Below are 12517 nucleotides of genomic sequence, written 5' to 3'. Positions count from 1 at the left end.
GTGAAACCCCTATTTACCCTGTCGGGCATCGTATTTGGCCTTGGAACGGTTGAGCTTCTCGGCGAAGTCGTCGGCGAAATCCTGGGCGCTGAGCTGTCCGATGAGCACCTTCTGCCACTGCCCGAGCATCTGAACCTGCACGATCTTTCCGAAATCGGGTAGATAGTCCGGCGGGGTGACCAGCACGGTCTTCGGATCGTCGAGGGCGGACTGGGCCGCCTGGACCGATGGCATCGTCTGGAAGGACGGTGCGGATCTGGCGGTGGCATTGACCGGGATTTGGCCGACGTTCTCGTTCCAATAGGCCTGCGAATCCGGCGAGGTCATGAACTCGAGGAACTTCCAGGCCGCTGCCTGGTGCTGGCTACTCTTGAACACTGTGTAGGAGGGGAACGGATCGGTCATCACCGTGCGGACGCCGTTGTCCGCGAGTGGAAGCGCAACGGCACCGACTTTGTCGCCGAGTGCCTTGCGGTGGTTGCTCAGTGATCCGAGGTTGTGCTGCATCATCGCAACCGAACCACCGCCGAAGCTGGCGACCATCTGTGGAAAACCGTTGTTGACGTCGGCGGTAGGTGTGTCGACGTCGTAGAGGGCCGCAAAACGTTCGATGGCGTCCACCATCTCGGGCCGGTTGACGGTGGATTCGCTACCGTCGAAGAAGTTGTCGATGCCGGTGGTGGCGAACATGTGCTGCAACAACGGGTAGATCGAGCCGGCACCGCCTCGGATGGTGAACCCGTAACGACCCGCGGACTTGTCGGTCAGTTCGTCTGCGGCCTCGTAGAATTCGTCCCAGGTGTCCGGTGGCTCGATGCCGGCCTCCACGAACCAGTCGGCTCGGTACCACAGCGTGGCGTTGTTACTGGTGAACGGCAGACCGTACAGGTTCTCGCCGCCTCCGGACTCCATCGCCGACTCGATGATCTTCGGGTCGTACTGGTCCTTCTGCGGAGAGGCCGCCATGAAGTCGTCGAGCGGAATCACGGCATTCTGGGCAACGAGCGGTGCAAGGTACGCGGTGGATACGATGCCCAGATCGGGAGCCGACCCACCGGCGAGGGCTGTCTGATACTTCTGCTGGGCACTGTCGGACGGTAGACCGACGTATTCGATGTCGATGCCGGGGTTGATGTCCTCGAAGCGTCGAATCAGTTCCTCGTACAACGGGGTTCGATCAGGCCCGGCGTTGTTGTCCCAGAACGTGAGGGTTCCGCTGTTCGGATCGCCGAGGGCACCGTCGGGCAGGGAGGTCTCGGAACTGCAGGATGCCAGCACGAGCGTGGCCACCGCACCGACGAGGGCGGTGCGCAGCAGGGTGCGTCGATTCATGTCGATTCTCTTTCCGTACGTCATGATCAGCCCTTCACCGCACCGGCGCTGAGGCCTTGGACGAGGTACTTCTGGATGACGGCGAAGACCGCGACCACGGGCACTGCGGCGATCAGACCGCCGGCCGCGAGGACGCCGAAGTCGACGTTGTAGGAGCCGATCGTGTAGCTCAAACCGACTGGGAGAGTGAACTTGTCCTGGCTACTGATGAACATCAGACCGAACAGGAAGTTGTTCCAGCTGCCGATGAATGCGAAAGAACCGACGGCGATCAACCCGGGCCGCAGAAGCGGGAGCATGATGATTCGGAAGGCTTTCAGACGCGAGCAGCCATCGACCATCGCGGCCTCTTCGAGTTCGACGGGGATCTGAGAGATGAAGCCTGCCATCAGCATTGCTGCAAGTGGTAGTTGGAAGACGGTATCGGCGACGATGAGACCGAAGAGGTTGTTCACCAGGCCCATTTCGCGGAAAACCTGGAACAGCGGAATGAGCAGCATCGCGCCGGGGACGAACTGGCTGCACAGCAGAGCCATCACGAGGGGAATCTTGGCGCGGAACTTGAAGCGTGCCAACGCATAGCCGGTCGCCAGCGCGACGAAGGTGGTGAGCACGAGAGACAGGCCGGCCACGATGAGGCTGTTCTTGAAGAAGAAGCTGAAGCCGAGGGTGTTCCAGACCGTGTCGAAATGGTCGAGCGTGATAGGCCAGGGGAGCATCGAATTGGACCCGGCAGGCCGGAACGCGAAGACGATCATCCAGTAGAACGGGACGAGGGTGAAGAGCAGGTAGACGGCCAACGGAAGGCCGACGCTGAACACGCGGGGCTTGGCGCGATGCACGCGCACCTTCTCGGAGTGGTCCTGCGGCGGAGTGGTCACGACGGGACGGTCTGCGGTAGTGGTCATGTGCGTCAGGCCTTATCGCTGTTGAATTTGCTGAGGCGCAAGTAGAGGATCGAGCAGAAGAGCAGGATCACGAAGGCCACGGTGGTCAGAGCCGATCCGTACCCGAAGTCCTGCGCGGTGGTTGCGAGCTGAGAGACGTAGAGCGGCAACGTGGTTGTCACGTCGGCCGGTCCGCCCGCAGTGAGGGTGTATAGAAGATCGACGTTGTTGAACTCCCAGACCCCGCGCAGCAGGGTGGACAGAATAATCACGGCTTTGAGGTGTGGCAGCGTCACGAACCGGAAGCGTTGCCAGCGGTTCGCGCCGTCGACGTTCGCGGCCTCGTACAGATCCTTGGGCGCACTCTGCAGTTCGGCCAGGATGAGAATGGCGAAGAACGGAACTCCGCGCCAGAGCTCGGCAACGCTGGTGGCCCAGAACGCGGTGTCCGGATCGGCGATCGGCGCGGCGGTACCGTCGCCGATGCCCATGTTGCCCAGCAGTTTGAACAATCCCGTCGACGGGTTGTAGATGAGCAGCCAGATGCCGGTGGTGAGTACCCCGGAGACGGCCCAGGGAGAGAACACCAGGGCACGGGCCAGGCCGCGTCCGCGGAATACCTCGTTGACCAGCAGGGCCAGTCCGAGGCCGAGGATCAGCTGGAACACGACCTGCACGCCCACCCACTTGGCGGTGACGACGAGGCTGTTCCAGAACAGGTCGTCGGCGAACATCAGCTTAAAGTTCTCCAGGCCCGCAAAGCCGTTGTCCCACGGCGTCGTCGGGTTGTAGAACTGCAGGCTGTAGTAGAAGACGCTGCCGACCGGGTAGAAGATGAACACTGCCAGCAGGATGACGACGGGCGCGATCAGGATGTACGGGGCCGAGATGCGGCGCTTGCGTTTCGGTCGAACGGGAGGGATGGCCGCGCTGGACGCGCGGGTACCTCCCGGCCGGGGTGGTGTGGTGGTGACCATGGGGACGCTCCGAAGCGTTCGGGGCCGGATGGAAAGCCGGCGAGCGGGTCTGGCGGGATGTCTTCCGACCCTGAGTGAGCCGGGTCGTGCAAGTTTTGTCTGTTCACATATCTGAACGCGCGTCTTCTATGTGAATTTCTGGACCAACTATGACGGCAGTCACAAGCGCTGTCAAGCATTCCCGGTCACACGTGCAGGCTCAACCAGCCGGCCGCCGCGTCCTGCATGGTCGTGGTGAATCGATGCGGTTCCGAAAACCATTGTGTGAACAGTGTTTCCGATTCTCCGTAATCGCGGCGCAATGATGCCTCGGCGTCGCGCATGCCGGGGATGCCGAAATGGGAGTCCAGCTCAGCAAATTGGACCAACAATGGGGTCGGGGCTGCTGCCCCGGCGATCTCCGGCCAGTCGCACACCGCAGGCAGGCCCGGGGTGATCATCAACCAGGTGGTGTCGTCCGCGTGACCGTTCGCGATATCGGCGAACGTGCTCATCGATGCCGTGATCACTCCTGCCCGCAGGCGATCGCTGCACGCCAGTAGATGTGCGACGCGCACTCCGCCACCGGAGAAGCCGGCAGTGGCGATGCGGTGTGCGTCCACCTCGGGGCACTCCGTCAGTACCTGCAGCGCGATCAGGTCCTCGCTCAACACCTGCCCGGCCAATGAACTGCCCCGTAGCGCTGCCACTTTTGCGAGTCCGTGCTCGTGCTCGCGTGCGGCGGCCTCGTATCTCGGCAGCCCTTCCAGTTGGGCACCGGCACGTCGAGCCCGCTCGGGGAGGTCCTCCCACGGCACCCGGCGACTGCCCCACGGGAACACGTCGTGGACCAGGACTGCGAAACCCGCTGCAACCAGACGGGCGGCGGGCGCGCTGCCGCCGTATCCGCGCCTGCGCAACTCCTCGAGGTCGGGTGCCATGCCGTCAGGGCCCTCTGCCACCTTCTCCTTGCCGTAGAACTTCATTCCGTCGTGACCGTGCATGAGCAGGATCGCGGGCAGTGGAGTCTTTGCGTCCGGGGGCGTCAGCAGCCATGCGGACGTGTCATCCCAGTTCAGCTCCACGCCGGAGATGCCATCGCGTGTCCAGGTTCGACCGCGGGTCACGTGCGGACGCGAAGGATCGTCGAATGCCCCCAGGGCTCGCCGGATCTCTGCTCGTCGCGTGAATCGTGGACAGTTGGGCTCGAATTGTGTTCCCATGTGTGAACTCAGTTCTCTCTATCGAACAAATCAGCCATCGAAGGATGATCTTCATGACCGTCGACCGCATCGTCGCGCACGCCTACCCCTGGGACGTCCTGGGCGATCCGCATTTCGTCGAACGCGCCAACACATTCGGGGTGCACGAGATCTCGCTGGCCGCGACCTACCACTCCACCAGAGCGGCAACCCCGCTGCATCCGCAGCACAAAGTGGTCGACGCCCACCACGCAGCGCTGTATCGACCGGTTCGTCCCGACGCTTGGGCCGGGCACACGATCACTGCGCGGACGGCCGCCTGGGGCGGTGCCGAGGACGCGTTCGGCGAGGCAGCGGGTGTGCTGCGGGAGGCCGGATTCCTGGTGAACGCGTGGATCGTGCTGACACACAGCACGATTCTCGGCCACGCCCATCCCGAGGCGACCGTCGTCAACTGTTTCGGAGATGCCTATCGCTATGCCCTCGCACCAGGGCATCCCGACATCGTGCGTTACAGCGCCACGCTCGCGGCCGAAGCGATCCGCGGCGTCGAAGTACACGGGGTGTCCGTCGAGGCCTGCGGGCAGCTGGGCTTCGCTCATGTCGGACCACACGAGAAGACGGACGGCGCGTTCCCTGGCATCGGCGACACGCTGATGTCGATCAGCTGCACACAGCGGGAGCTCGACGCCTGGAGCGAACGAGGCGTCGACTCGGGGAAGGTGACGCACAAGCTGCGCGACGGTGTCGACGCCCTGTCGGCCGGAACCTTGCCTGCCGGTGCGGCGATCACGGACGTGTTGGCCGCCGACGAGATCGACGCGGTGCTCGCCGTCCGACACGCCGACGCCGATCACCTTCGCGCGGAAGTGCTTGCCGCCGTGCGTGAACAGGCGCCGTCGGCACGCGTGACGCTGCACGGTCACCCGGATCCATGGAAGACCGGGCCTTCGCCTGCGTTGACCGCCTCCGCGCCCGCCGATGTCGATGCGGTGCTCGTGTCGGCCTGGCCGGGAACGGCCGAGACGGTGTCGGTGGTGCAGGCAACCCGCGCGGCCGTCGGCGACGGGGTGGACGTCGGTGCCTACGTATCGGTACTGCCGCCGAAGAAGCTGGACGAGGTCGCTGCGCATGTGGCCGCGACCCTCGACGCGGGGGCGAACGAGCTGCACCTCTATCACCTCGGTCTCGTCAATCGACCCCAGCTCGATGCGCTGGGGTCGATCGTCACAACGTATTCGTAGGGGTCGACAACGGGTGCTCCACTCGACCGGCCTCGGCGCGGAATCCCGCAGTCCGGGTGGTCGAGTGGAGCAGAGGGTGCATCACCGCATCCGTTGGCCGAGCGGGTGATCACAGAACGCGCCGCCGACTCGCTGCAGGATCGGATCGCTGAACGTCCACTCGTGTTCGGCCAGGAATTGCTCGGCGAACTGTTCCGCGTCGTCGCGAGGCAGGTATCCGATCTCCGCACCCTCGTTGCCCGACCACCATGCGCGCGAGTTCTTCGAGATTCCCCACACGGTGTGAAAACCTTTGGCGCTGTCCGACAGTGACGCCTCGATCAGTCGCGCAGTGTCGGCGGGCGACATCCAGGTGGCCAGGCCACGGTAGTTGGGCGGCGCGGCGAAGCTCGAACCGATACGCAGATTGACGACGTCGATACCGAAGCGGTCGTGGTACATCCGGCCGAGGGCTTCGACCGCGGCCTTGCTCCACCCGTAGAATCCGTCGGGTCGCGGAACGGCGTCGCCCGGAAGTGGCGAGTCGCCTGCCTCGTCGTGCGTCCAGAAACCGACTGCGTGATTGCTCGACGCCACCACTATCCGAGAAACCCCCTGCGCCACAGCGGCTTCGAAGACTGCCTGAGTGCCGTCGACGTTCACCGAAAGAATGTTGGCCCACGAGTCCTCGGTGCTCAATCCCCCAAGGTGCAGGATTGCATCGACACCGTCCACCGCGGCGGCCACGGCAGCGCGATCGGTGACCGAACCCTGTACGAATTCCTCTGTGGCCGAATCGATGTCGGTGATCTCGGCGATATCGAACAGGCGCAGCGTGCGGCCGGGAGTCGCCAGTAGAGGTCTGAGCATCGCCCCCATGTTGCCTGCGGCCCCGGTGATGAGCACTCGTGAAACGGTGTCGGTCATTCTTCTCGAACTCCTTCGATGGAAACCTTGTAATGGGCATCACAGTAATACATACTTCTAAACGAAGTCAGCATTCTGGCATCCATTCACATACATGAATCTCACTCGGATCGCCCGGCACGTTCCTGCCGGTGAAGGGACCACCATCATGGCCACCGTTGCATTTCAGGGCGTCACCAAACTGTTTCCCGGCGGCGACAAGGCTGCAGTCGACCAGCTCGATCTCGACATCCAGGACGGTGAATTCCTCGTCCTTGTGGGCCCGTCCGGCTGCGGAAAGTCGACGTCGCTGCGCATGCTCGCCGGTCTGGAAGAAGTCGACAGGGGAGCCATCACCATCGGCGGCAAGGACGTCACCGACCATCAGCCCAAGGATCGCGACATTGCGATGGTCTTCCAGAACTACGCCCTGTATCCGCACATGACGGTCGGCGAGAACATGGGATTCGGACTTCGCATCGCCGGCGAGGACAAGGCCGAGATCAAGCGCCGCGTCGAGGACGCTGCCAAGATCCTCGATCTCACCAAGTTCCTCGACCGCAAACCCAAAGCGCTCTCCGGCGGCCAGCGTCAGCGAGTCGCCATGGGCCGCGCCATCGTTCGCAAACCCCAGGTGTTCCTCATGGATGAGCCGCTGTCCAACCTCGACGCCAAACTTCGAGTGCAGACCCGCGCGCAGATCTCTGCACTGCAACGCAGGCTCGCCACGACGACCGTGTACGTCACCCACGATCAGGTCGAGGCCATGACGATGGGCGATCGCGTGGCCGTCCTCAAAGACGGTGTGCTGCAGCAGTGTGACTCGCCGAGGCGCATGTACGAACACCCGAACAACGTGTTCGTCGCCGGCTTCATCGGATCGCCTGCAATGAATCTGCTCGAGCTGCCGCTCGTCGACGGCGGCGTCCGCTTCGGCGGTGAAGTGGTTCCGGTTCCCCGCTCCGCCATCGCCGGAATCGGCGAGAACACAGTGACGCTCGGTGTGCGGCCCGAGGACCTGCAGATCACCACCGGGGCAGGCCTCGAAGTGACCATCGACGTCGTCGAAGAACTCGGAGCCGACGCCTACGTCTACGGCCAGGCCGATATCAACGGCACGCGTCAGCCCATCGTCGTCCGCGCCGACGGCCGCATCCCACCGGAACGCGGATCGACGATCACGCTCTCCTACGCCGCCGAGCGCACCCACCTGTTCTCCACTGTGGCCGGGGAGCGCTTGGTCGACTGATGCCGTAGGCGGTGGAGCGCTGACGCGCATGTGCGCGGGAGTGGAGCCTGCGGAATGACCCAGGTGCGCGGAAACTCGACCCCTGCTACGAAGTTCCGCGCACGTGCCGCGAAGCGGCTCGTCCCACCGGTACTGTCTGCCGGGTGACAGACGCTCACCAGGCATCACGACGGTTCGCGCTCTTCAGGCCGACGCCGGTCAGAGTGATGGCAACGGGTTTCGCGGTGGCCATACTCCTCGGTGCGGGCATCCTGATGGTTCCGGCGGCTACCGTGCCTGGAAACGACACCGGGATTCTGCAGGCGCTGTTCACGTCCACCTCGGCGGTGAGCCTGACGGGTCTGATCGTGGTGGACACCCCGGTGTACTGGTCGGGTTTCGGTCAGGGCGTCATTCTCGGCCTGATTCAGATCGGCGGGTTCGGGATCATGACGATCGCATCCTTGGTCGGGTTGGTCCTGGCGGATCGGATCGGTCTTCGGGGCAGGTTGAATGCGGCAGCCGAGGTACGCACATCCGGGCTGGGCGACGTTCGAAGCGTCGTCGTGGGAGTGTTTCGCACCAGTCTGATCATCGAGGGCGTTGTCGCGCTCTGTCTGTCGGCGCGCTTCTTCTTCGGATACGACGAGCCCCTCGGCCGCGCGATCTGGCTGGGGATCTTCCATTCCGTGTCGGCGTTCAACAACGCCGGATTCGCGCTCTTCAGCGACAACATGATCGGGTTCGCCACCGACCCGTGGATCTGTGTGCCGTTGTTGATCGCGGTCGTTCTGGGCGGCGTCGGGTTTCCGGTTCTGTTCGAGATCGCCCGTCGTATCCGATCACGTGCTCGCGGCGTTCGTTCTCGCAAGCGCTGGACCTTGCACACCCGGATGACGTTGTCCGTCACCGCCGTTCTGTTGGTTCTCGGTCCGACGGTGGTGTTGCTTTTCGAGTGGTCGAGAACCCTGGGCGGATTCGGGTTCTGGGACAAGATGCTCGTCGCGACGTTCCAGGGCGTCATGCCCCGCACCGCAGGCTTCAACAGTGTCGATTACGCGGATGTGGACAACGCGACCCTCTTGATCACCGATGTCCTGATGTTCATCGGTGGTGGCAGCGGCGGTACGGCAGGCGGCATCAAGGTCACCACATTTGCCTTGCTGCTGTTCGTCATCGTGGCCGAAATCCGCGGTGACCGCGAGGTGACGGTGTTCGACCGTCGAATAGATCCTCGGGTGCAACGTCAGGCATTGACCGTCGCGTTGATCGGGGTGGCCCTCATCATGCTGCCGGTGTTGGCGCTGTTGGCCGGTACGAACTTCGACCTCGACGTGCTTCTCTTCGAGGTCGTCTCGGCATTCGCGACGGTGGGCCTGTCCACCGGAATCACCGCGCAGTTGCCGGGCTGGGGCCAGATGATTCTGATCGTCCTGATGTATCTGGGCCGCATCGGTTCCATCACTCTGGTCAGTGCTCTCGCCGCCCGCGACCGCGGTCGGCGCTACACGCTTCCCACGGAAAGGCCGTTCATTGGCTAGGAAACCGTCCTCCGACGTCGTCGTCGTTCTCGGTCTCGGCCGCTTCGGTAAGTCGCTGGCGCTGGAACTGATGAGCCAGGGAGTCGAGGTGCTCGGCGTCGACAGCGACGAGGCCGTAGTGCAACGCGTGGCAGACCGTTTGACGCATGCTGTGGTGGCCGATACCACCGACGAGGAGTCGTTGCGACAACTTTCGGTACACGAGTACGACCGCGCCGTCGTGGGCATCGGTTCCAATCTCGAAGCGAGCCTGCTCACCGCATCGGCTCTGGTGAATCTGTCGATGTCGACCATCTGGGCCAAGGCCTTGAGCAACGCGCACGCCAAGATTCTCAGCCAGATCGGCGTCCACCACGTCGTCAGGCCCGAGCACGACATGGGTAAGCGAGTAGCTCACCTGGTACGTGGTCGGATGATGGACTACATCGAGTTCGACGACGGCTTTGCCATGGCGAAGACGTCGCCCCCGGCCTCGCTGCTAGGAAAAACCTTGGGCGAGAGTGGAATTCGCACCAAGCACGGAGTAACCGTCGTTGCAGTCAAGCGTCCGGGTGAAGGGTTCACCTACGCCACGGCCGACACGGTGATCGGCGCAGGCGATACCGTCATCGTCTCCGGCCAGGTTCGAGACACCGAAAAATTCAGCGAGTCGACCTGAGCGCCTCCAGGGTCGCGCGCGCACCCTTCTCCTGAAGTGACGCCAACTGTTTCGTGTACTCGGCGACGAAACGGTCGTTGTCGATCAGATCGCCGAACACTGCGCGATTGGCGATGAAGGCCGTCGGATTCTCTCGCTGACTCTGCGCGATCGGAACGAGTGAATCCTTCAGTTGATCGACGATGTCGATGGGCTCACCGGCCTCGTCGACTGCCTCGGCGTAGCGTGCCCAACTGGCAACGACTGCGGTGGAGCGAGTGATCTCACCGCCGCTCTCGAGATTCTTGCGGATGACGGGCAAGAGCCACTTGGGAATTCGATCCGAGGACTCGGCGCACAGGCGTGCGACGGTGTCGCGGATTTCCGGGTTGGAGAACCGTTCGATGAGCGTGTGCTTGTATTCAGCGAGGTCGATGCCGGGAACGGGTTGCAATGTGGGCGTTGCTTCCTCGTCCATGTACGCGAGCAGGAACGCGGCGAACTGCGGGTCCTGACAGACTTCGTGCACCAGTCGAAATCCGCTGAGGTAGCCGAAATACGCGAGCGCCTGATGGCTGGCGTTGAGCAGCCGTAGCTTCATCAGCTCGTACGGCGTGACGTCGTCGACAACCTGAACTCCGACGTCCTCGAGAGGCGGGCGCCCCAGCGTGAAGTTGTCCTCGAGCACCCACTGTGTGAACGGCTCACCGGCTACGGGCCACTGATCGTCGATGGCGTAGCGGGCAGAGAGTTCCTCGATCACTTCCGGTGTCGTGACCGGAGTGATGCGGTCGACCATGGAGTTGGGGAACGCCCCTTCTGCGGCGATCCACTTTGCGAGAGCTGGATCCTTCAGGCGGGCAAAGGTGGTGAATGTCGATTGTGCGATGTGGCCGTTGCCTTCGATGTTGTCGCACGACATGATCGTGAACGGCTTCAGTCCGCGTTCCTTGCGCCGTGACAATGCCTCCACGACGAGCCCGAATGTGGTTGCCGGATCGGCCCCGTCCTCGAGATCGGCGACGATGGCGGGGTTCTCGACGTCGAACTCGCCCGTCGTCGCGGAGAAGTTGTAGCCGCCCTCGGTGATCGTGAGAGAGACGATCCTCGTGGTCTCCGCGGCCATCTTCTCGATGACGGCTTCTGCGTCGTCGGGCGCGAAGAGATATTCGACGATGGATCCGATGACGCGGGTGTCCCACGTGCCGTCGGAATGCTTGAGCGCCAACGTGTACAGGCAGTTCTGCGCCTCCATCACGTCCTTCATCCGGCGGTCTCCGGGAAGTACGCCCACTCCGCAGATGCCCCACTCGGACCCTTGCCCCTGTTGCAACAACCGGTCGATGTACATCGCCTGATGTGCTCGATGGAAGCCGCCGACACCGAAATGCACGATGCCCACGGTGACGTCGGAACGGTCGTAGGTGGGAACGGCCACGTCCTCGATGAAGTCGTCGAGATTGCGCGAGTTCAACTTCATACGTTCGTCTCCTTCGATGGGCTCTGGGAAAGACCTGGAATCACAACGGCTTTGATGCTGCCGGGTTGCTTGTCTGCATTCAAGGCATCCTCGACGCGATCGAGGCCGAAACGCGCGGTGACCATAGCATCGAGGTCGACGCGACCGGCCAGGACGAGCTCGCGCGCGATCGGCCACGTGTTGGCGTACCGAAAGACGCCGGTGAGAACCAGTTCTCGATTCTGAATCAGTGAGATGGGGAGCGGGTAATCCGAACCGCCCATGCCCACCAGTACGACGGTACCCGCCGGCCGCACAGCATGAATGCCGTCGACGACGGCCCGAGCGGCACCCGACGCGTCGATGAACGCGTCCACTTCCAGCGCACGCACGTCGTCCACTGCTGGATCGAGCACCCGCGTCGCACCGAGTCTCGCGGCATTGTCACGTCTCGGTGCGTCGATATCACTGACGATCACCTCGGTGGCACCGAAAGCACGGGCCACCTGGGCGGTGACGATGCCGACCGGGCCCGCGCCCGCGATGAGCACGCTGGATCCGGCGGTGATTCCTGCCTTCTGCGCCGACGCGATACCGACCGACAGTGGCTCGAACAGTGCTGCGGCCTCGTCGGAGATCGAGTCGGGGACGTCGTGGGCGAATACCGACTGGATCAGTACGTACTCTGCCAGCGCGCCGTCGATCGGCGGCGTGGCGAAGAATTCCATGGCCGGGCACAGGTTGTAGCGGCCGGCGCGCGACTGGGCGCTGGTCGGATCGGGACGCTGCGGTTCGATGGACACCCGCTGCCCGACGCGGGCGTCGGACACATCGGAGCCGACCGCGACGATCACACCGGCCGCCTCGTGACCGAGGACCAGCGGGCCGTCGACCACGTACTCGCCGATGCGCCCCTCCCGGTAGTAATGCGCATCGGACCCGCACACGCCGACGGCGGTGACCTGGACCAGTACCTCGTCGTGGGCTGGGGTCGGCACCGGCCGGTCTTCCATTCGTATCTCGTGCACGCCGGTGAGCACGCTGGCCTGCATGGACTGTGGCACGGGCCGCTGAATGCGAGGGGGTGTTGTGTAGATCACACCTTAATGTTAGCTTAGTGAGCAGATGAACACGAGCTGAGCATTT

Annotated in this window: 11 protein-coding genes; 4 read left to right on the top strand and 7 right to left on the bottom strand. The window is 63.4% G+C overall.

All coding sequences use genetic code 11. From position 1 onward, the window contains the following. Positions 1 to 9 precede the first annotated feature (9 nt). The 4 genes from CH268_RS10435 to CH268_RS10420 all read right to left on the bottom strand — a co-directional run bounded on the left by CH268_RS10435 (position 10) and on the right by CH268_RS10420 (position 4302). A complete protein-coding gene (locus tag CH268_RS10435) occupies positions 10 to 1332 on the bottom strand; it encodes an ABC transporter substrate-binding protein (RefSeq protein WP_255182340.1) in 1323 nt (440 codons plus the stop codon). 26 nt (positions 1333 to 1358) lie between these two features. After that, positions 1359 to 2240 (bottom strand): carbohydrate ABC transporter permease, encoded by an 882-nt coding sequence (locus CH268_RS10430; protein ID WP_027495325.1) that lies wholly within the window; start codon positions 2238 to 2240, stop codon positions 1359 to 1361. 5 nt (positions 2241 to 2245) lie between these two features. Next, positions 2246 to 3196: a carbohydrate ABC transporter permease gene (locus tag CH268_RS10425; protein WP_094663740.1), complete on the bottom strand. Its 951-nt coding sequence runs from the start codon at positions 3194 to 3196 to the stop codon at positions 2246 to 2248. A gap of 185 nt (positions 3197 to 3381) precedes the next feature. Beyond that, positions 3382 to 4302 (bottom strand): hypothetical protein, encoded by a 921-nt coding sequence (locus tag CH268_RS10420; protein ID WP_255182339.1) that lies wholly within the window; start codon positions 4300 to 4302, stop codon positions 3382 to 3384. 149 nt (positions 4303 to 4451) lie between these two features. Here CH268_RS10420 and CH268_RS10415 point away from each other — a divergent pair, with 149 nt between their 5' ends. Continuing rightward, entirely contained in the window at positions 4452 to 5621 is a 1170-nt protein-coding gene (locus CH268_RS10415; protein WP_255182338.1) for a hypothetical protein, read from the top strand. An 81-nt stretch (positions 5622 to 5702) separates the two neighbouring features. Here CH268_RS10415 and CH268_RS10410 read toward each other — a convergent pair whose 3' ends face one another. After that, positions 5703 to 6527: an NAD-dependent epimerase/dehydratase family protein gene (locus CH268_RS10410; RefSeq protein WP_032383313.1), complete on the bottom strand. Its 825-nt coding sequence runs from the start codon at positions 6525 to 6527 to the stop codon at positions 5703 to 5705. Positions 6528 to 6675: 148 nt separating this feature from the next. Between CH268_RS10410 and CH268_RS10405 the strand changes: the two genes are divergently transcribed. The 3 genes from CH268_RS10405 (at position 6676) to CH268_RS10395 (ending at position 9933) form a co-directional block, all read left to right on the top strand. Continuing rightward, positions 6676 to 7755 carry an ABC transporter ATP-binding protein gene (locus CH268_RS10405; RefSeq protein ID WP_094663880.1) on the top strand — a complete coding sequence of 360 codons (1080 nt, stop codon included), beginning with the start codon at positions 6676 to 6678 and terminating at the stop codon, positions 7753 to 7755. 206 nt (positions 7756 to 7961) lie between these two features. Then, positions 7962 to 9275 carry a TrkH family potassium uptake protein gene (locus CH268_RS10400; protein WP_094663733.1) on the top strand — a complete coding sequence of 438 codons (1314 nt, stop codon included), beginning with the start codon at positions 7962 to 7964 and terminating at the stop codon, positions 9273 to 9275. Then, a complete protein-coding gene (locus CH268_RS10395) occupies positions 9268 to 9933 on the top strand; it encodes a potassium channel family protein (protein WP_027495332.1) in 666 nt (221 codons plus the stop codon). Before CH268_RS10400 ends, CH268_RS10395 begins: the two co-directional genes overlap by 8 nt. Here the strand turns inward: CH268_RS10395 and CH268_RS10390 are convergent. Further along, a complete protein-coding gene (locus tag CH268_RS10390; RefSeq protein WP_094663731.1) occupies positions 9917 to 11392 on the bottom strand; it encodes a mannitol dehydrogenase family protein in 1476 nt (491 codons plus the stop codon). The two genes, CH268_RS10395 and CH268_RS10390, sit on opposite strands and share 17 nt — an antisense overlap. Beyond that, positions 11389 to 12423 (bottom strand): NAD(P)-dependent alcohol dehydrogenase, encoded by a 1035-nt coding sequence (locus tag CH268_RS10385; RefSeq protein WP_094663729.1) that lies wholly within the window; start codon positions 12421 to 12423, stop codon positions 11389 to 11391. The genes CH268_RS10390 and CH268_RS10385 overlap by 4 nt, the downstream gene beginning before the upstream one ends. Positions 12424 to 12517: the final 94 nt, after the last annotated feature.

Origin of the sequence: Rhodococcus sp. 06-1460-1B (genome assembly GCF_002258475.1) — a bacterium.
GTDB classification, from domain to species: domain Bacteria; phylum Actinomycetota; class Actinomycetes; order Mycobacteriales; family Mycobacteriaceae; genus Rhodococcoides; species Rhodococcoides fascians.
The sequence above is the reverse complement of the archived record's forward strand: the minus strand, read 5'-3'. Positions and strand labels throughout refer to the sequence as shown.